This is a genomic window from Streptomyces colwelliae (assembly GCF_048158785.1).
Taxonomy (GTDB): domain Bacteria; phylum Actinomycetota; class Actinomycetes; order Streptomycetales; family Streptomycetaceae; genus Streptomyces.
Genome location: NZ_JBLTJC010000006.1, coordinates 14,774 through 33,403, shown reverse-complemented (window position 1 = coordinate 33,403; position 18,630 = coordinate 14,774). Strand labels below are relative to the sequence as shown.

19 protein-coding genes and 2 pseudogenes are annotated in these 18,630 nt (G+C 70.5%); 12 read left to right on the top strand and 9 right to left on the bottom strand.

Annotation, left to right across the window (positions count from 1 at the left end; genetic code table 11):
* The first annotated feature begins 5 nt into the window (after window positions 1-5).
* Window positions 6-401, top strand: a complete 396-nt coding sequence (locus tag ACNFOC_RS02430; RefSeq protein ID WP_416956069.1) for a DUF302 domain-containing protein — start codon at window positions 6-8, stop codon at window positions 399-401.
* A 176-nt stretch (window positions 402-577) separates the two neighbouring features.
* Here ACNFOC_RS02430 and ACNFOC_RS02425 read toward each other — a convergent pair whose 3' ends face one another.
* Entirely contained in the window at window positions 578-1,084 is a 507-nt protein-coding gene (locus tag ACNFOC_RS02425; protein ID WP_416956068.1) for a hypothetical protein, read from the bottom strand.
* 189 nt (window positions 1,085-1,273) lie between these two features.
* On the opposite strand from ACNFOC_RS02425, the pseudogene ACNFOC_RS02420 reads away from it, so the two are divergent.
* A pseudogene (locus ACNFOC_RS02420) lies at window positions 1,274-1,516 on the top strand (Na+/H+ antiporter NhaA); the annotation flags it as partial.
* Window positions 1,517-1,630: 114 nt separating this feature from the next.
* Here ACNFOC_RS02420 and ACNFOC_RS02415 read toward each other — a convergent pair.
* The 4 genes from ACNFOC_RS02415 to ACNFOC_RS02400 are packed head-to-tail and all read right to left on the bottom strand — an operon-like array spanning window position 1,631 to window position 6,398.
* Window positions 1,631-2,341 carry an LmeA family phospholipid-binding protein gene (locus ACNFOC_RS02415; RefSeq protein WP_416956066.1) on the bottom strand — a complete coding sequence of 237 codons (711 nt, stop codon included), beginning with the start codon at window positions 2,339-2,341 and terminating at the stop codon, window positions 1,631-1,633.
* Entirely contained in the window at window positions 2,338-4,605 is a 2,268-nt protein-coding gene (locus ACNFOC_RS02410) for an MMPL family transporter (RefSeq protein ID WP_416956064.1), read from the bottom strand. Before ACNFOC_RS02410 ends, ACNFOC_RS02415 begins: the two co-directional genes overlap by 4 nt.
* 42 nt (window positions 4,606-4,647) lie before the next feature.
* Entirely contained in the window at window positions 4,648-5,865 is a 1,218-nt protein-coding gene (locus ACNFOC_RS02405) for a S8 family serine peptidase (protein WP_416956062.1), read from the bottom strand.
* A 2-nt stretch (window positions 5,866-5,867) separates the two neighbouring features.
* Window positions 5,868-6,398 (bottom strand): hypothetical protein, encoded by a 531-nt coding sequence (locus ACNFOC_RS02400; RefSeq protein ID WP_416956060.1) that lies wholly within the window; start codon window positions 6,396-6,398, stop codon window positions 5,868-5,870.
* Between the two features lie 195 nt (window positions 6,399-6,593).
* On the opposite strand from ACNFOC_RS02400, the gene ACNFOC_RS02395 reads away from it, so the two are divergent.
* The 4 genes and pseudogenes from ACNFOC_RS02395 to ACNFOC_RS02380 form a co-directional block, all read left to right on the top strand.
* On the top strand, window positions 6,594-7,280 hold the full coding sequence (locus ACNFOC_RS02395; RefSeq protein WP_416956058.1) for a response regulator transcription factor: 687 nt from the start codon (window positions 6,594-6,596) through the stop codon (window positions 7,278-7,280).
* Window positions 7,277-8,698: a sensor histidine kinase gene (locus tag ACNFOC_RS02390; protein WP_416956056.1), complete on the top strand. Its 1,422-nt coding sequence runs from the start codon at window positions 7,277-7,279 to the stop codon at window positions 8,696-8,698. The genes ACNFOC_RS02395 and ACNFOC_RS02390 overlap by 4 nt, the downstream gene beginning before the upstream one ends.
* Before the next feature lie 63 nt (window positions 8,699-8,761).
* The gene (locus ACNFOC_RS02385; protein ID WP_416956054.1) at window positions 8,762-8,998 is read left to right on the top strand and encodes a hypothetical protein; all 237 of its coding nucleotides are present in this window, start codon (window positions 8,762-8,764) and stop codon (window positions 8,996-8,998) included.
* Window positions 8,999-9,474: 476 nt separating this feature from the next.
* Window positions 9,475-9,873 (top strand): annotated as a pseudogene (locus ACNFOC_RS02380) (transposase); the annotation flags it as partial.
* A gap of 386 nt (window positions 9,874-10,259) precedes the next feature.
* Here ACNFOC_RS02380 and ACNFOC_RS02375 read toward each other — a convergent pair.
* Together ACNFOC_RS02375 and ACNFOC_RS02370 are read right to left on the bottom strand one after the other, a co-directional pair.
* Window positions 10,260-11,165 (bottom strand): ClpX C4-type zinc finger protein, encoded by a 906-nt coding sequence (locus ACNFOC_RS02375; protein WP_416956052.1) that lies wholly within the window; start codon window positions 11,163-11,165, stop codon window positions 10,260-10,262.
* Window positions 11,166-11,211: 46 nt separating this feature from the next.
* Window positions 11,212-11,619: a heavy metal-responsive transcriptional regulator gene (locus ACNFOC_RS02370; protein ID WP_416956050.1), complete on the bottom strand. Its 408-nt coding sequence runs from the start codon at window positions 11,617-11,619 to the stop codon at window positions 11,212-11,214.
* Between the two features lie 84 nt (window positions 11,620-11,703).
* On the opposite strand from ACNFOC_RS02370, the gene ACNFOC_RS02365 reads away from it, so the two are divergent.
* From ACNFOC_RS02365 to ACNFOC_RS02355, 3 genes are read left to right on the top strand one after another with little or no spacing between them, the layout of a single operon-like run.
* Window positions 11,704-12,102, top strand: coding sequence for an alkylmercury lyase (locus tag ACNFOC_RS02365; protein ID WP_416956048.1), 399 nt, complete (start codon window positions 11,704-11,706; stop codon window positions 12,100-12,102).
* Window positions 12,103-12,162: 60 nt separating this feature from the next.
* The gene (locus ACNFOC_RS02360) at window positions 12,163-12,774 is read left to right on the top strand and encodes an alkylmercury lyase family protein (RefSeq protein WP_416956047.1); all 612 of its coding nucleotides are present in this window, start codon (window positions 12,163-12,165) and stop codon (window positions 12,772-12,774) included.
* 41 nt (window positions 12,775-12,815) lie between these two features.
* Complete coding sequence (locus tag ACNFOC_RS02355; protein WP_416956045.1) at window positions 12,816-13,433, top strand: uracil-DNA glycosylase family protein; 618 nt, start codon at window positions 12,816-12,818, stop codon at window positions 13,431-13,433.
* A gap of 313 nt (window positions 13,434-13,746) precedes the next feature.
* Here the strand turns inward: ACNFOC_RS02355 and ACNFOC_RS02350 are convergent, their stop codons facing one another.
* Together ACNFOC_RS02350 and ACNFOC_RS02345 are read right to left on the bottom strand one after the other, a co-directional pair.
* Entirely contained in the window at window positions 13,747-14,424 is a 678-nt protein-coding gene (locus ACNFOC_RS02350; RefSeq protein WP_416956043.1) for a DUF429 domain-containing protein, read from the bottom strand.
* Window positions 14,425-14,582: 158 nt separating this feature from the next.
* On the bottom strand, window positions 14,583-15,278 hold the full coding sequence (locus ACNFOC_RS02345) for a hypothetical protein (protein WP_416956041.1): 696 nt from the start codon (window positions 15,276-15,278) through the stop codon (window positions 14,583-14,585).
* A 46-nt stretch (window positions 15,279-15,324) separates the two neighbouring features.
* Here ACNFOC_RS02345 and ACNFOC_RS02340 point away from each other — a divergent pair, with 46 nt between their 5' ends.
* From ACNFOC_RS02340 to ACNFOC_RS02330, 3 genes are all read left to right on the top strand, one after another.
* Entirely contained in the window at window positions 15,325-15,687 is a 363-nt protein-coding gene (locus ACNFOC_RS02340; RefSeq protein ID WP_416956039.1) for a hypothetical protein, read from the top strand.
* A gap of 113 nt (window positions 15,688-15,800) precedes the next feature.
* Window positions 15,801-17,594, top strand: a complete 1,794-nt coding sequence (locus tag ACNFOC_RS02335; protein ID WP_416956037.1) for a copper resistance CopC/CopD family protein — start codon at window positions 15,801-15,803, stop codon at window positions 17,592-17,594.
* A 116-nt stretch (window positions 17,595-17,710) separates the two neighbouring features.
* The gene (locus ACNFOC_RS02330) at window positions 17,711-18,493 is read left to right on the top strand and encodes a hypothetical protein (RefSeq protein ID WP_416956035.1); all 783 of its coding nucleotides are present in this window, start codon (window positions 17,711-17,713) and stop codon (window positions 18,491-18,493) included.
* The last annotated feature ends 137 nt before the right edge of the window (window positions 18,494-18,630 follow it).

Genomic DNA, 18,630 nt, shown 5'->3' with positions numbered 1-18,630 from the left:
TCGCCATGCGCTACGACCGCACCGTGCACCTCGACACCGACTTCGCCACCACCGTGAGCCGCGTCCGCGAGGCGCTCGCCGAGCAGGGCTTCGGCATCCTCACCGAGATCGACGTCACCGCCACCCTCAAGGCGAAGCTCGACCACGACATGGAGGACTACGTCATCCTCGGCGCCTGCAACCCGCCCCTCGCCCACCGCGCCCTGGAGACCGACCGCACCATCGGCCTGCTGCTGCCCTGCAACGTCGTCGTCCGCCGCGACGGCAACCGAACCGCCGTACAGGCCCTCGACCCGAACACCATGGTCACCCTCACCGGACTCGACACCCTGCGCCCCGTCGCCGAGGAGGCCGCCCACCGTCTCGACGCCGCCCTCGCCTCACTCACCAAGGACGCCTGACGACCTCGCCCCGGGACGCCTCCGACCGAACCGTCCGGCGTTGCCGCCTCCCAACCTCGGTATCCTCCCGAGGATCACGGCAGGGCCATACGTACTCGCTGCCGCCGGGAAGCCGTGGAAGGACCTCAGTGATCACGGTGCAATGGCGCGTTGGCATTGAGGTTCTTCGCGGCAAGTCACTGGTCATTCCAGGCTCTGCGCCGATGAGCGCACCTCTTTGATCGCTCTAAAGATCCAGGGCAGCGGCGAAGGCAGAGAAGGTGGGCGCCACGACTCGCCACTCGTACAACAGTGGATTCATCGAGACGTAACTGCCCACGACCCGCGGGTCGTGGGCGTCGGTGCGGTAAGTCGAGGGCGAGGCCGACGTCATCACCGGGGACCCGGTTCACCGCGATGAAGAACGCCTTCTCGACATCCAGCCAGGGCAGTTCGACCGGAGTCTCCTGACCGCCGCCTCGCGCCACGTGCAAAAAGGCCGCGTACCGGTCATCGTCGAAGGTGTCCAGCGAGCTGGACTCCCATTCCATCTGGCCCGCAGTCGCGAGGAAGTCGACCGGGCTCTCGAACCACGGGATCAGTCTCGCCATCTCGGCGTCGCCCGGATGACGCCACCGGCCTTGATCGAGCAAGGAGGTCAGCTGTGCCGGCAAGGCCAGTCCCCGGACCGTCGCGTACTCCATGGTGAACAGCGGGGCACAGCCCGTGCCGGCCTCTACCGCCTCCGGTTCCTACACCGGTCTCCTCTCCCACACGCTCACCGTCGGCACCGGTCCGGCGGGCATCACTGAGGTCTTCCAGCACTGGATCAACGACCCTGATGCGTGTGCTTCTCCTGATCGGCGTGGAGGTCGAGCAGGCCGTCTCCATCGGTGAGTTCAGCCACCCCAAGGCCGCAGTCCTGCCCAGCCGCCGCGCTCGGCGGGGCGGTCGTCCCGGCGCTGGTGTTCCTCGCGGTGACGGCCGGATCGGGGACCGAGCGCGGCTGGGGTACCCCGATGACCACCGACGCAGCTTTCGCCGTCGGTGTCCTGCCCCTGGTCGGACGCCCAGCAGGGAGGGGTGCGGCTGTTCTGCTCAGCCTGGCCGTCGTCGACGGCATCGCGGCCGTGATCGTGATCGCGCACCTGGCCCCGGCAGCACCGGCGTTCGAGGTTCCACAATCCATGAACCGTCTGTGGGACTACCGGGGACACGGGGCCGTGTCGGAAGCGTGGGCCCGGAGCTGGCTACGCCTGTGTCGTGCCGGGCAGCCGGGTGGGGCCTCCGTCGAGAGTGATCGTGAGGCCCGTGGAGGTGACGTCGACTGCTGTCGCTTTCAGGCCCAGGGGATAGTCGGCGTCGGTGTGGTCGGTGAGTCCGTGCTGGATCCGGTCGACGACCGCGGCGGGTGCGGGGCTGCCCAGGATCTCGGCGTCATCCAGACGTAGCGTCACGCGCCCGTCCTGGAGCCGGGGTTGCAGCGTCGCCCGGCCGAGCCCGCCCTGCAGGTCGAGGGTGATGGTGCCGGCCTGGTCGTCGAGGCGTACGTCCGTGACCGGGAGCCGGCCGTCCGTTTGGGTGGTCATGTTCTGCAGGGAGGCAGCGGGTACCTCGACGTCGGCGTGGGTCCGGGCGACGGTGCCCGAGTGGTCGCCGGTCAGGCGTACGTCGTCCAGGCGAGCCCGTACGGACACGCCTGGGATGTGGCCCAGCGTGGCGTGGCCGCTGGTGACGGTGATGGCGTCGAGGTGCCGTTCGAAGAGGTCGAGCAGGGCCGGACCGCCGTCGATGTCGACGTCGGTGTCCTGGCCGAGGGTCCGGCCCACTGCGGTGGAGAGGCGGCTGTGCAACAGCGTGCGGGCGGCGAGTTCGGCGACGGTCGTGGTGAGAACGAGAAGCGTGAGGGCCGCCACCGTCACGGAGACGGACCTGTGCCGCTTGAACACGGAGCGGATCACCGCTGCTCCCCCGCGACGACCGGAACGGCGGCCCGGGCGGCGTCCGGAGCGGTGTCGGAGCCCGGGCCTTCGGGGTCGAGGTGCGGCAGGAGCCGGTCGAGCCAGCGTGGCAGCCACCAGTTGGCCCGGCCGAGCAGGTACATGGTGGAGGGGACCAGGACGAGCCGGACGAGGGTGGCGTCGACGATGACGCTGACACCCAGGCCCAGCGCCAGCATCTTGATGACCACGTTGGTGGAGAGCAGGAAGGCGAGGAAGACGCTGGTCATGATGAGGGCGGCGCAGGTGATGACACGGGCGGTGCCGGCCAGGCCGGTCGCGACGCTGAGGCGGTTGTCCTTGGTGTGCAGCCACGCCTCGCGGATCCGGGAGAGCAGGAAGACCTCGTAGTCCATGGACAGGCCGAAGACGATGGCGAACATCATCATCGGCACGTACGACTCGACCGGGACGGGTTCGTCGACACCGAACAGGGAGCCGCCCCAGCCCCATTGGAAGACCGCGACGACGACTCCGTACGCGGCGCCGATCGACAACAGGTTGAGCAGGGCCGCTTTGAGAGCGACCAGGAGACTGCGGAAGACGGTGAGCAGCAGCAGAAAGGCCGCCGCGACGACCACCGCGACGATGACGGGCAGCCGGTCCACGACCACGTCGCGGAAGGTGAGTTGGGCCGCGGTGACCCCGGTGACGTAACCGTGGCCGCCCGAGTCCGCGAGAGCGTGGGGAAGGGTGTCGTTCTCCAGGCGGTGCATCAGGTCGGAGGTGGCCCTCTCCTGGGGCCCGGTGTCCGGGGTGACGGTGGAGACGAGCAGGGTGTGGTCGTCGTTGGCGACGGATGTGGTGACGTGGGCGACGCCGGGCGTCGCGGCCAGGGCGTCGTGCAGTGTCGCGGAGAGTCCTCCGGTGTCCGTGTGCGCGCCGTCGACATCGGCGACGATCGTGAACTGGCCGTTGGTGCCGGGCCCGAAGGCGTCGGCTATGAGGTCGTAGGCGCGGCGGTCGGTGTAGCCGGTCGGGTCGGCGCCGTTGTCGACGTGGCCCAGGCGCATGGAGGCGGCGGGGATCGCGAGTACACCGAGCACGAGCGTGCCGACGGTGAGGAAGAGCCACGGGCGGCGGCCCACCGTGGCGGCCCAGCGGTGCCAGGTGTCGGCCGTGTCGCCGGGTTCGTCGACCGGGGTGCGGACCCGCCAGCGGTCGATGCGGCGGCCCGCGATGCCGAGGAGGGCGGGGGTCAGGGTGAGCGCGGCGACGGCGGCGACCACGACGGTCAGGCCCGCGGCAACGCCGAGAGTGCCGATGAAGCTCACGCCCGACGCGTACAGGCCGCCCAGTGCGACGGCGACGGTGGCTGCGGCGACGATCACCGCCCGGCCGCTGGTGGCCACGGCCCGGCCCACCGCCTCGGCGGGGTCGGCGGGATCGTCCATGTCCCGCAGCAGTCGGCGGTGGCGGGTGACGAGGAACAGCGCATAGTCGATACCGACTCCCAGACCCATCATCGTGGCCAGGGTGGGTGCGGCGTTGCCGAAGGTGAAGGCCACGGCCAGCAGTCCCAGCAGTGAGATGCCCGACAGCAGTCCGACGACGGCGGTCAGCAGCGGGAACCCGGCCGCGGCCAGGCTGCCGAATCCGACCAGCAGTACGATCACCGCGGTGGCCAGCCCGATCATCTCCGACAGCCGGTCCGCTGCCTTCGGACGCGCCAACTGGCCCAGCGGGCCGCCGTATTCGACCTGGACGCCGTCGGCGCGCAGGCCCTGCACGGCGTCGACGACGCCGTGCAGGTAGGAGGTCTCGAAGCGGGCCGGGTTCTCCGTGAAGCGGACGGTCACGATGCCGGTGGCACCGTCGGCCGAGACCGCCCCCGGTGTGTCGAGCGGATCGGTCACCGAGATCACCTCGGGCAGCTGCTTCAGGCCGGCCACGGCGGTGTCGACGGCGCCCTGGTGGTCGGTGAGGGATCCGGTGCCGGTGTGCAGCACGATCTGGGCAGCGGTGCCACGGATGTTCGCGGATCCGTGCGCGTCCAACAGATCTGCCCCGGCCTGCACCGATGTGCCGGGCAGTGAGAAGTCGTCGTCGTAGGTGCCGCCCCAGGCCCGGTCGGCGCCGAGTGCGGCCAGCAGCACCAGCAGCCAGGTGCCGAGCACCCACCACGGCCGTCGTGCGCACCAGCGGCCGAGCCGGTGCAGTCGGCCGACGTCTGCGGACGCCTCGGGGCGGTCGGGTTCCTGGGTAGGTGCGGGAGCGTTGGTCATACCGTCGTTCCTTGTCGGGCCCTCGTCGGGCGGAGATCGCTTTCAGTGATGTCGGGGATGTCGGCTGAGGCGCGTACGGCGGAGGAACAGCGCTACGGCCGTGAGCAGGGCCGCGCCGCTGACGAGACTCAGGCCGAGCAGCGCCGCTCCTCCCGCGCCCGGGTCGGGAGTCCCGCTGCCCGCGGCGGGCGTGTAGGGCGAACCGGACTCACCAGGCAGGTCCGACGGGGCGGACAGGGCAGACGGGTTGGACGGGGCGGAGTGGTCGGACGGACTGCCCGAGCCGGATGCACTCGATGGAGCGGACGGGCTGGACGGTCCGAGCGCCCGCACCGCGGCAGCCGCATCGATGAGTCCCGCGCCGAGCCGCTGATCGCCCGTCGGATGCGCGGTGCCGGTGATCAGCTCTCGTGCGGTGGCCGGGTCGGCACCCCGGCCGATCAGCAGCGCCGCCTCGGCTGCCACATGCGGTGCCGCCATGGACGTACCGGACATACGACCGTAGCCGCCCGGCACGGTGGAGAGGATGTCGACTCCGGGTGCCGCCACCGATCGCGGATCGCCGACATTGGAGAACGCGGCGAGCTGCCCGTCGGGACCGACGGCCTCGACGACGACGGCCGGTACTCCGGCCCGGTAGGCACGCTCGGCCTGGCTGTCGTTGCCGGCCGCGGCCACCACCACCGCCCGGTCGGCGGCCTCGCGCAGCGCGAGGTCCAGTGGTCCGCCCTTGCGCAGCCGGTCGGCCGGCCCGGTGTCGCCCAGGGACAGGTTGATGACGTCGGCACCGTGGCCGACGGCCCAGCGCACGGCGTCGGCGATCACCGCGGGATCCCCGGTGCCGTCGGCGCCCAGCACACGGACCGGCATGATCCGCGCGCCGGGCGCGCCGCCGGCGATGCCGATGCCGTTGCCGGACACCGCGGCGATCACTCCGGCGACATGGGTGCCGTGGCCGTTCTCGTCGTCCGGGCGCGTGTCGCCGTCGACGAAGTCCCGGCCGGGGACGAGGACGCCGGCGAGGTCGGGGTGATCCAGGTCGACGCCTGTGTCGATCACCGCGACGACCACTCCGTCGGCACGGGCACCGGCCTCTGCCGCGTCGGCCAGGCCGCTCAGCTCCAGCCCGTACTGCCGCGCGCGCAGCGGATCGGTGCCGGAGGCCGCCGCGACGGACGGAAGCAGAAGCGTGAGCAGAAGGGCGACGAGTACGGCCGGGCCCCGCGGGCGGGCCCGACAAAGGCCCCGGAGGAAGGTCACCGTCAGCCCTGCTGCCAGAAGCCGCTGCGGCGCTCGGCCCAGCCCTGGACCTGCTCGCCGTACCCCCCGGCGAGCGCCTTGTCCCGGATCGCCGTCCTCTTCTCGCTCCGCTGGTCCCCGCTGAGCCCGCTCAACTCCTTGATGTCGTCCCTGAGTTCCTCGGGCAGGGCCTGGTAGCGGCGCCGGGCCTCCTCGGCCCGCACGCGTACGGCGGTGCCGTACTCACCGGCCAGCGCGTCCTGCCAGATCCTCGCCGCCGCCTCCTGTCGCTGCCCGGGCTTCATGGTGCGCAGCTTCCGCAGGTCGGCGCGGAGTTCCGGCGGCATCCAGGCGGGAAGAGGACGCTGGTCGGTGGCGGCGAGGCCGACGGTGTCGGCCAGTTCGGCCGTCGACGTGCTCACGGCGGCCGAGGTCGTGTCGGCCGGCCCGGCGGACGAGGCGCCTGCCCATACCAGTCCGGCCACAGCAGCAGCGGCGACGGTCAGTGCGGTGGTCCGGGTCCTGCGTGCTGCGGCGGTACCGATGCGGTTCACGATGTCCTCCCTTTGCTTTCGGTCTCGGCCCCAGCCTGGCCGGGGCGTACGAGTGGGAGGTTCGGCGAATGTTCGGGGTGTGTAAGGGCCGTTGGCCGGGGCGCTGGGGCGGGGATCCGCTGGATAGCATCGAAGGCCATGGCCACGGCCTGCACGGCGCCTGCACTGGCTGCTCGGCCGCGAGGAGAGAAGCGCATGCCGGAGAACAAGGGGCTCGTCCTGGTCGTCGAGGACGAGCGGAACATCGCCGATCTGCAACGGCGCTATCTCACCCGGGAGGGCTTCGGCGTCCACGTCGAGACCGCCGGTGACACGGCGCTGGCCGCGGTCCGCCGGATGCGCCCGGTCGCGGTCGTGCTGGACATCGCGCTGCCCGGCATGGACGGCATGGAGGTCTGCCGCCGGCTGCGTGAGGAGGGCGACTGGACGCCGGTGCTGTTCGTGACGGCACGGGACGAGGTCATGGACCGCATCCTCGGACTGGAACTCGGCGCCGACGACTATCTCACCAAGCCCTTCTCCCCCCAGGAGCTCGTCGCCCGCGTCAAGAGCCTGCTGCGGCGCGCCGCAGGACCGCAGAGCGACCCGGTGCGCCGGGTAGGCCGCCTCGAACTGGACACCGGCCGCCGCACCCTGCGGGTCGACGACCGCCCGGTGGAACTGACCACCACCGAGTTCAACCTGCTCGCCTTCCTCATGCACCACCCCGGCCAGGTCTTCACCCGCGAGCAACTCCTCGCGCAGGTCTGGGGCTACGCCGGCTACCGGGACACCCGGGTCATGGACGTCTACGTCTCCCAACTGCGCGCCAAACTCGGCGACGCCAGCCCGATCCGCACCGTCCGGGGCGTTGGCTACAGCGCCACCGACACCACCCGATGAACACCGCACGCCGCCGCGGCTCCCTGGCCGGAAGCATCGTCCTGCTCACGACCGCAGTAGCCGCCCTGGCCGTAGTGGTCACCGGGCTGTTCGCCTGGCGGATGATCCGTACGAACGCCGAGGCGCAGGAACGGGACCAGCTCTCCCGCCAGGCGGAGGTACTGGCCCGCACCCCGCAGCTGGCCTCGTGGATGCTCGACCGGCAGCAGCGCATCGCCGGACCCCAGAACATCCAGCTCGCCCTCGTCCGCGCCACCGGGGACGTGGCGGGACCGGCGGCAGCCGTCGTCGACACCGCCCGCCGCAAGGCGTTGCTCTCCGGCCGGGACGTGTCGGCGACCTCACGGCTGCACGGCCGCCGGGTCCTGGTGGAGGGAGTGCCTACGCCCACGAGCGGCGGGCTGGTCCTCACCGAGCCGATGAGCGCCGTGGACGAGGCCACCGACCGTATGCGCGGCGCCCTGGTGCTGCCCCTCGTCCTGGGCCTGACAGGCGCGGCGCTGGCCGGAGCGCTGCTGGGCCGGCGCCTGGCCCGCCCGCTCACGACAGCCGCGCGCACGGCCCACCGCCTCTCCGGGGGTGAACGCGGCCTGACCGTACCGACCGAGGGACCCGCCGAAGTGGCCGAACTCGCCACCGCGTTGAACACGCTGGACATCGCGCTGGCCCACAGCGAGAACCGGCAACGGGACTTCCTGCTCTCCGTCTCCCACGAGATCCGCACCCCGCTGACCACGGCACGCGGCTACGCCGAGGCACTCGCCGACGAGGTCGTCACCGGCGGCGAGGTACCCGAGACCGGCCGCATCCTCCGTTCGGAGATCGAACGTCTGGAGCGGTTCGTCGGCGACCTGCTCGCACTGGCCCGGCTGGAGGCCGACGACTTCCGCCTCGACATCGCCGAAGTCGACCTCGACGCACTGACCGCCGAGGCCGCTGCAGCATGGTCGGCCCGCTGCGCGACCCACGGCGTGCACTTCCGCGTCGAACGCCCCGAGCGGCCCCTGACCGTCACCACCGACGGCTTCCGGGTACGCCAGCTCATCGACGGCCTCGCCGAGAACGCCCTACGTGTCACCCCGGCCGGACAACCCCTCGTCCTGGCCCTGCGGGCGGACGGCACCGGCGCCCTCCTGGAGATCCGCGACGGCGGCCCCGGCCTCACCGAGGACGACATCAAGGTCGCCTTCGAACGCGGCGCCCTCTCCAACCGCTACCGCGGAGTCCGCCCCGTCGGCGGCGGCCTCGGCCTGGCCATCGCCCACCGCCTGACCACCCGCCTCGGCGCGACCATCAACGCCCAGGGAAAGGCGCCCGAGGGCGGCGCCTGCTTCACCGTCCACCTGCCACCCCGGCCCGACACCGCCACCCCGGACACCGGTTCCGGCGGTCCTGACACGCCCCGAACACTGCGCTGACACAATCGTCGCCTCGCGCAGTCACGCTCCTGCCCACGGGGACGCAGGGGAAGGAGCGACATCATGAAGGGACTGCCCCGATGGCGGCCATGGCGTCATACCGCGGCCGATCGGGAACGCGACCTGCCACAACGGCTACGGCAGGACCTGGACCGGGCCCTGGCTCTGACCGACGACGCTTCCCGGCGCACGGCCGTCGAACAGGTCGTCCAGGAGACCATCGCCGGAACCTACGGAAGGACCTTCCAGCAGTGGGCGGAAAACGTGGCGAGACGGAGTCACCCGGACGACTTCGCCTGAACCCCTTCCGGAACGGATGAGCCACGATCGGCGACCGCCCCTTGTTCGTCATTGCTCCACTGAGATATGCGGAACGTGAAGTTACAAGTCGCGGAGCCGGTGCGCTTTGACGGCACCTCCGATACATCCTGTTCGCCCTCTGCGCTCGCGACCTACCTGCTGGCCTCCCCCTGCTCGGCGCCTGACCAGAGGCACAGCACGCCTGACGCCCCATCAGAACGAGCGTCACGAGCGTCATTTCAGCGTCAAGATATCGCCCACACCGCACATAATGCGCACGCACAAAACCGCAGGTCAGGACACCTTTGCCACCGACTCAAGGATCGCGACACACTCCCCGTGGTGGGTCATCGGGAACACGTGCGGCAGAGAGCTTCCATCATGCTGCCAATGCAACGCCCCTGCGGGGAGCGGTAGCCAGTCTTATCGTGCTTCCGGCGCTGCCGCAGTTGGCGACAGCGGTTCTGGCTGCACATGCGCAGGTCCTGACGTCCATGCCCGGCATCGGCATCAGGACCGGCGCCCGCATCCTCATCGACGTCGGCGACGGCACCTCGTTTCCGTCCGCCGCCCATTTCGCCGCCAATGCCGGCCTCGCCCCGGCGACTCGAAGTTCCGGGTCGTCCATCCGTGGCGAACAACCTTCGCGGAGAGGAAACAAACAGCTCAAGCGAGCCTTCTTCCTCTCGGCGTTCGCCGCGCTGGCCGACCCGGCCTCCCGCACCTACTACGACAAGAAGATCACCCAGGGAAAGCACCACACCCAGGCCATCCTCTGCCTCGCCCGTCGCCGAGCCGACGTCCTCTTCACAATGCTCCGCGACGGCACCTTCCACCAACCACCAACCCCGATCACCCCTTGCCCAAAGTCATAGGGGCACCCCCACACACACCCCGGGACGGAACCGCCCCTCCACCACCAGCCGTCGCACAAGAAACCGCTGGTCAGCCCCGCAACCATCTGTGAATAGTCCCCCCGGGGGGCACCAGTCACATTCCGGATTTTCGCAGTTCAGGGCCGACATTGACCCTGCCTGTGGGACTACTTCTGGTGCACAGCAAGTCAGCTGCCGAGGAAGATCACCTCTCATCTTCGGCATGCTCGCACGTGGCATTGCCGCAGGTGAGGGGCCGTGCCGCAGCGGTATTGGGACCCGCTTGGCGGCGTGCACAGGTCCGAACCATACGGGGTAGCTGGCAGCAAGCACTTCCGTCACGCTCTGCCATACAAGCTGTTCAAATGGCCTGTTCATCGGGCGCGCTACGTGGATTGCGCAACCGCGGGCTGGACAAGGATCTCACCGCACATCACGATGCAGTCGGCACAGATCCACACGTCGGGACCGGCGACCAGACGGCGTTCGTCGCTTCCTGGGTGGCCGCAGAAGGAACAGCGGGCCGAGGTATCGTCGGGGCGGCGCTTGCGATGGGTACGGCGCCCGAAAGCGGTGCGGGGGATGTTGACGTAGCAGTGGAGTTGGCGCTTGATGTCCGCCACGTCGACGTCAAGGGCGTTGAGGACACGGCGGGCCCGGGAGCCGGGGTTTGTGGCGATGACCGCAAGCAGCTGCGGTGTGTTGACCACGACCGGGGCACAAGTGGGGGTGCGCTCGGTCGCCAGCTGCTCGGCGGCGGCCAGCGCGGCCTTCGCCTCGCCGGAGAACACGGGATCCCCGGCCCTCGCCGTATCGGCGGGGTAGGCGAAGAGCCGACGGCTCACCTCGCGGATCTTGTCGCGGGTGACGCCGAGTTCTTCCAGGGTGGCGGCGGCCACGCCGTCGGTGAGCAGTCCGAGGAGGAGGTGTTCGGTTCCTGCCTCGGCCAGTCCGTCCATCTCGGCCGCGGCCAGCGCTGCGGACAGTCCGCTCTCCAGGTCGCGGCCACGGATGAGGCCGACGGTCGGCGGGGCCTCGGTGAGGCGCTCGACGCGGTCGGCGTACCGCTGGCGGGCCGCCTGCCGTGAGACGCCCAGGTGTTCCCCGATCACCGTCCACGAGTGCCCGGCGGCGCGGACCTCGCGTACGACCTGGTCGACGGCTGCGTCGGCTTGGCCGGACAGGTCCTGGGTGACAGCGGTCACGGCATCCAGCAGGGCGAGTTCGTCATCGCTGCCGGCACGGTTGTGGGCGGCTGCGATGAGATGCCCCACGGTGGGCTCTTCACTCATGCTGACAACCGTAGATTGTCAGTGCGCAGGTGACAATCCCCTGTTGTCACGTCTCTGTGGGGCCGCCGATGATGCTGCAGATGTCCGCGTTCGTGCACGTGCTCGGGTCGGTGGTGGCGGCGCGCTCTGCCAGGCCGCGCAGGGCGGTTCGGGTCTTCCGCAGCTCGTCCATGCGCCGCTCGATGTCGTCGAGATACTGCTGGATCAGGTCGGTGACGTGGTCGCACGGCGCCTCGCCCGAGTCGCGCAGGGCGAGGATCGAGCGGATCTCGGCGAGCGTGAGACCGGCCGACTGGGCGTCGCGGACGAAGGCCAGCCGGGCGCCGGTCTGCGGCGGGTAGTCGCGGTAGCCGTTCGCCGTCCGGGGAGGCGCAGGCAGCAGTCCGGCCTGCTCGTAGAAACGGATCGTCTTGGGCGTCAGGTCGTTCGCGGCGGCCAGTTCTCCGATGCGCATACCGTCGAGGCTACGCCTTGACCTTCCAGTGCGCTGGAAGGTCTAGCGTCGGTCACATCCACATTGACCTGGGAGGACGAGGCGATGCGCATCACGGTTCTGACGGTGCCGGACTGCCCCAACGCACCGCTGGTGCGGGAGCGGATCGAGCAGGCGCTCGACGGGCGAGCCGCAAAGATGGCGTTCGTCGAGGTCGCCGACGAGGCGCGGGCCGCACGGCTCAGCATGACCGGCTCCCCGACGGTGCTCATTGACGGCACCGACCCCTTCACCACGTCGGAAACAGCCGTCTCCGTCTCTTGCCGCCTGTATCGCAGCCCGGGCGGGCGGACCGAGGGGGCGCCGAGCGTGGCCGACCTGCAGCGGGCCCTGGATGTCGCGGAGGCCGGCGAAGACTGCGACTGCCCACCCATGGACGCGACGGGACGCGGCGGCCGGGGCCGTATCGCACCTGCTACAGGAGGACTGCGGGACGTGCAATAGCCCGTCCTACGCTCCTTCGCCACCACCGGCCACGCACCCGATCCGGCCGACCTGGAGCAGGTGGCACGGTCAATCGGGCGTGACGCCCACGAGGTTCTGGCCGAACTGGCCGCCGAGGACTTCCTCACCCTCGGCGACCGGAGACGGATCCGGGCGGCATACCCCTTCTCCGCCGTCCCCACCGCCCACGGGATCCGCCTCCCCGATGGCACCGAGACGTGGGCGATGTGCGCAATCGACGCCCTCGGCATCCCGGACATGCTCGGCACCGACGCCGTGATCACCTCCGCCGACCCGGTCACCGGCTACCCCATCACCGTCACCTCCACCGGTGGACACCTGACCTGGCAACCCCCGACCGCCGTGGTCTACGTCGGCCAACGCTCCTGCACCGGTCCCGCCGACGACGTTGCTTGCGGCGCCCTGAACTTCTTCACCAGCCGCCGCACCGCACAGAGATGGGCCGAGCAGCACCCCGACTACACCGGCAAGGTCATCGACCAAGCCCGTGCCGAAGCACTGGGGCGGTCGGTCTTCGGCTCGCTCCTGACGGGGACGGAGCCTGCCCCAGCGCCCGGGAGTTCACCCGGGAAAGCGGCGCCGATGAGGAATCCGCGTCGCCGTACAACGCGGCGGCCGTCCGGCCAGTGTCAGTGGCCGCCGCTACTGTGAACCGCCACATCTAAAACCGGAGGATTCAAGTGGTCAGACGCATGGCGAACGACGCGTTCCGCGACGAGCAGGAGAGCGGCCGGTACGCGCCGCATGTCCGTGCCATCAACGAGATGGTCGATGAACTGCGCGACCAGGACGGCCGCGGCTGGATGCCGCACGTGGCTCCCTGGCACGGGGGCGTCGACGCACGCGTGTTGTCGATTCTGCGCGATCCGGGCCCCAAGACCCAGGACGGCAGCGGTTCGGGTTTCCTGTGCGTGGAAAACGACGACGCCACGGCCGAACGCCAGTGCACCGGCTTTGCCGAAGCGGGTATAGATGCCCACGAAACTACCCCCTGGAATGCCTACCCCTGGTACATCAACCGCGCTCCCAACGCCGAGGAACGCAGAGCCGGCGTCACTGTTCTGGCCCGCCTCCTCGGTCTGTTTCCCCGCCTTGAAGTCGTTCTTTTGCAAGGAGTCGACGCGCAGGACAGCTGGCGACGGCTGGAGAAGACCCACCCCCAGCTCGTGGGGGAGGCACGGTATGAGGTCGTCCACACATATCACCCCGGCCGGCAGGCCCTGTGGTCGCCGGACCCTGCCGTCCGGGCGGCCCGGGAACAACAGCGCCACGACTCTTACCAGCAGGTGGCGCAAGCGCTCCAGCGGTAGCAGGCACAGCGGCAACTCGACGGCGGCAGCACCGCACCGTCGCCGGCTTCCCGGATGAGGATCACTACTCACGTCGGCGGGCGGATGGCGTGGAGTACGTGTGACGTGTGCCGACACACGTCACCCGCGTGTGGGTCTTGTCCAGCTCCTGCGGATGAGACGAGCCTGCGAAGTGGCGGCGACGCATGCTCCCGGGCCTGACGCCTCCGGACCCGATCGGTCTGGGCGACCGCCATCGCAAGCGGACGAACGGGGCGCTCAACACCCACTGTCTTCCCAGGGACCTGCGAGAGGCGTCGGCATCCGACGCTGGTCAGAAACAAACCTCGACGGAGCGGCCTTCCGCGTCGAGTTGGGGCACCTCGGGAACCCGGCCGGAGGTGCCCCGTGCGATCCGGTACGCCGACCATGCCGCGCCGGCAGCGTCGAGAACGTCGTCCGCGGGAATACGATCCGCCTCACCGAGCACGTCCGGGAGGACGATCCCGGCCTCGGCCAACAGGGAGCGGCGCAGGTGCTGACCCCGCCAGGTCTTCTTCGCGTAAGTCGGCGGAACCCCGTCCGCCAAGGCGGAGAAGCACACCTCGGGGTGCACCTCGTGGACCCGTTCATCGGCCAGCCAGCATGCCCGCGCCTCAAGCAGTTTCGGGGCCAGCGCCCACGCCTGCTGGCTCAACCTGTTACCGGTGAGCTCCTGGCACCGGTCTGCTGCCGCAACGTATTCGCGTTCCTGCCACACCGGCCTCGGCGCGATGAGAAAGACGCTGTTGCGCCGTACACCGAGCAGGGCCTTGGCCGCCAGGTCCGCAGCACGCCAGCCCTTCTCGACGAGCCCGAGCGGCATGTCCACCGCGATCACCCGCGCGCCGACGGCACGCTCGATCAACGAGTCGAGCCGACCATCCACCAGGCTACCCGCGTACGCGCCGTCCGTGAGCCCGATCCCGACCCAGCCCTGCTTACCGCAGGCATCGACTCCCAGGACCTCCATACCACCCCACCCCTCGCGAGAAGCGGAGCCTACCGCGATCACGCCGGCCGCCCTTCCCGGTCAGACGTCCGCGCGGAGGGCGTCACCGAACGCGTTCGCATGGGCCTTCAGCGCCTCGCGCGCGAAGATGACGCCCAGGCCCACGACCTGCCCGATCGTCAGATCGGGTGCCGGGATGCTGCGGTAGACGAAGTCGGGGGCGAAGCCGTTGAAGGACAGCGGCTGGTGCGGGCGAAGCCGGGATGTTCGGTTCCGGTGTCGCCGAGCAGGTCCCGCGCATGGTCGAAGCGGAAGTAGTCGCCGAAGGCACGCGCCTGGCCCTCGCGGACCGCCCGCCGCTCCTCGCCCTTCCCGTGCCCGGGGCCCGCGCCTGTCAGATACACGAGACGGAACTGGCCCTCTTGGATCTGCCAGCCGAAACCGAACTCCGGGCAGGCGGTGAACATCTCGACGATGCCCTGGCCCTGGCTCATCGCGGTACGTACCAAGATTCCTTCCCGCTCGATCTCTCCCGCCAGCTCCGCTCGGATTCGGTTCGTGGCGTGCAAGCAGCGCATCTTCTGCACCGTTGCGTCCAGGCGAGCGGGCCGGAGAATCACGGCCACCTCCTCGGGAAGCAGCAACGGCTCCGAGTCGGCGGGCGTACCGACCTCGGCACTCAGGCGCACGAGCGTGCCGATCAGGCCGAGCCAGCGCTCGAACACGTCGGCGCCGAAGCGGTCCGCCCCGCGCAGCTCCGGAAGGACGGGACGCAGCGCGGCACACACCTCGTCGTAGCCGCGCCAGTGCCACGCCGTCCCGGCCGGTGTCGTCCACGTCCGTCCCGGCCGCCCGGGATCGAGCAGGCTCAGCACGGTTGGTACGTCAACGACGGGAGCCCGGGCAGTTCGGAGTTGACCAGTGCGCGAGATCGCCGACATCGCGGTCGGCTTCCCCACGGCCGTGCTCGTAGTGCTGGTGGGTTTGTGGCTGCTGGTGCTACTGGGTATGGCCGGACGCGACAGTTCGTACGACGCTCTGAGCCTCCCGGTGGTTGCGGCCTCATCCGCCGTCGTGGTCACGTCCTGGTTCCTCTGCGTTTCGGGCTCCCTCGTCCTGCGCGGCGTCGGGCTCCCTGGTCCCTGGCACACCCTGGCGGCGTCGGCCGTTCTCGTCGGCTCCCCGGCGCTCGCGTTCAAGGTCGCCAGGCGGATAACGCGAGCGTGGCGCGACCGACCCGCGCGCAGTCGGGAACCAGGCTCGCCGGACCGTCACCGCACATGAGCGCAGAATGCCCGCTGAGCGGGCATCGCCAAAGTGAGCGTGGCGCCATACACCTGCGTACGTATCCGTGACACAGCAACCGGCCCCGGAGACATGGCGTGGTGCGAGGACAAGTGACCAACCGACGGCGCACGTTCGGCTCGCTCCTGGTGGTGGTCGCCGTCCTTGTCTGTGCCCTCTTTCAAGGTGCGGCTCCCGCCTCCGCACACGCGGTGCTGACCGGAAGCGACCCTCGCGAGAACAGCGTGCTGAAGTCCGCGCCGAGGCAGATCACCGTGACCTTCGACGAGTCGGTCGCGCTCGTCGAGGACTCCCTGCGGGTGCTCGATCCCGACAACCGACCGGTGACGGACGGCGATCCCCGGCACGCGGGCGGGCGGGGCAACACGGACAGCGTGCCGCTGGTGAGCGGACTGGCGCAGGGCACGTACACGGTGTCCTGGCGTGTGGTGTCGTCGGACAGCCACGCGGTGTCCGGCGCTTTCACCTTCTCCGTCGGCAAGCCGTCGGTGACCCGCGCCGCCGCCATTCCCCCGCCGGCCGTAAATCCCACCGTCGGCGCGTTGTACGGCGTCGGCCGCTACGTCGCCTACGCCGGACTGGCGCTGCTGGTCGGTCTCGCCGGGTTCGTCGTGGCCTGCTGGCGTTCGGCCACGGCCGCGCGCGTGGTGCGCCGCCCGTTCCTGATCGGCTGGTGGGCGCTGTTCGTGTCCACGGTGCTGCTGGTGCTGTTGCGCGGGCCCTACGACAGCGGTGACGGGCTGAGCGGCGTGTTCGACCCGGGCGCGCTGCGGCAGACGGCAGCCAGCCGGCCCGGACTCGCGCTGCTGGCCCGGTTGATGCTGCTTGGGGTGGTGGCCGTGGTGGTGCGGAACCGGCGTGTGGAGCAGATACCCGGTCGGCGTGCTGTGGCGAGCGCCTGCTTGCTCGTCCTGAGCCTGGCCGCCACCTGGGCGGCGGCCGAGCACGCGTCCGTCGGGATCCAGGTACCCGTGGCCCTGGCCTCCGCCATACTGCACCTGCTGGCCATGGCGATATGGCTCGGCGGGCTGGCCGCACTCCTGCGCGCGCTGTACCGGGCACCGGACGACGATCCCCTCCCGCCCGCTGCCGTCGCCCGCTTCTCCCGCATCGCCCTGGTCTCGGTGGCCGTGCTGGCCGTCACTGGTGTCTACCAGTCCTGGCGCGGGCTGGGCTCCTGGGACGCGTTCTCCACGACCTACGGCAGGATCCTCGTCTTCAAGATCTGGGGCGTGTTGGCGATGCTGCTGGCGGCCTCGTACTCCCGGCGTTGGACCGCCCGCCTGCTTCGCGCACCGCAGGAGGAGCGGGTGCTGGTGGCCGTGGGACACGGCGAGAGCCCGCCCACCGCTCACGGGGGCGAGGACGGCACCGACGAATCCGGCGGACCGGAGATGCACCGGCGCGGTCTGCGCAGGTCCGTCCTGGCCGAGGTGGCGGTCGGTGTGCTGGTCCTCGTGCTGACGACGGCGCTGACTGGCACCGAGACGGGCCGTGCCACCGAGACCGCCTCTGCCGCTTCGGTGGCCGGGCAGCCCGAGGTGTCCCTGACCCTGATCCCGTACGACACCGGAAAGAACACCCTGTCCGGACGAGGCAAGGTGCAGGTCACGCTGGAACCGGGCCGGGTCGGCCGCAACGTGGTGGAGGCGATCGTCTACGGCGCCGACGACAGTCCCGTCGCCATCCCCGAACTACGGCTGACCTTCACTCTCGCCGACCAGCGCATTGGCCCGCTGGACGCCCATCTCGTCGACGAACGCGGCTACTGGGGCAGCGACTCCCTCAACCTCCCGATCGCCGGCACCTGGACCATGAAGGCCACGGTCCGCGTCTCCGACATCGACCAGGTCACCGTGTCGAAGACCGTGAAGGTCGCCCGGTGACCCACCGGCACCTCAGCACGCGGGGTGCCCTGGTAGCGCCGCGTGAACACGTCCGCCCGGCCGTCCGTACGTAACGGCGAGCCGGTACAAGGCCGTTGATGTCGAGGAGTGACCGGATGCACCAGGGGAGCCGCCGCGGCGGACCGAGCCCCGGGCCGGGTGCGTCCACGGCCGGCGGAGGTGCCGTCGACGTCCCGCGGCTGATGCGGGCCGCGATGTTCGCGGCCGTCTGCGTGACCACGACCTCGCTGGGCCACGTGCTCATGTCCGGGGACACGCTGCCCTGGTGGGCCATCGCCTACGCGTTCGCCGGAACGGTGTCGGGCGCCTGGTGGCTGACCGGGCGGGAGCGGGGCGCCGCAGCGGTGGTCGGCGCCACGGTCGTCGCCCAGGGGCTGCTGCACCTGCTGTTCGCCCTCGCCCACCAGTTGGCCCACGCAACCGACGCGGCATCCCTCCACATGGGCACGGCGGTGCACCACTCGGGGTCCATGGGCATGCCCTCCGCATCCATGACGATGCCCTCCGGCTCACCGCTCGCGTCCGGTCTGCTTCACCTGGGTTCCACCGGGATGGTTCTGGCGCACCTGCTGGCCGCCGTCGTCTGCGGGCTGTGGCTGTGGCGGGGTGAGACGGCGGCCCACCGGATCGGCGGTGCTCTCGCGGCGGTCGTGTTCGCGCCTCTGCGCCGGGTCTGCCGGGTCCTCTTCCGTACGGTGCCCGAGCCCGGGCCCTCGTCGTGCGGGCCCGCCTCCGGCGGTGAGGAGCGCTGTCGGCCGACGCCCGCCTCGTTGAGGTACGCGGTCGTGCGCCGGGGTCCGCCGCCGGGCCTGTTCGGCAGTCAGCCGCCCGTCTCCCTCCCGATCCCTGCTCGCCGTAGGACCGTGATCCCGGTCTGAATTCGGCGGGCCGCGGGGGCCTGGGGACAGGCGGATGGTCGACGTGCGCGTATGCCGTCGGCCCCCTTCTCTCCAACTCGGGCCCGGGCCGGGTCCTGATGTCGGCCGTTTCGGCGTGCCGATGCCGGCCACGGCCC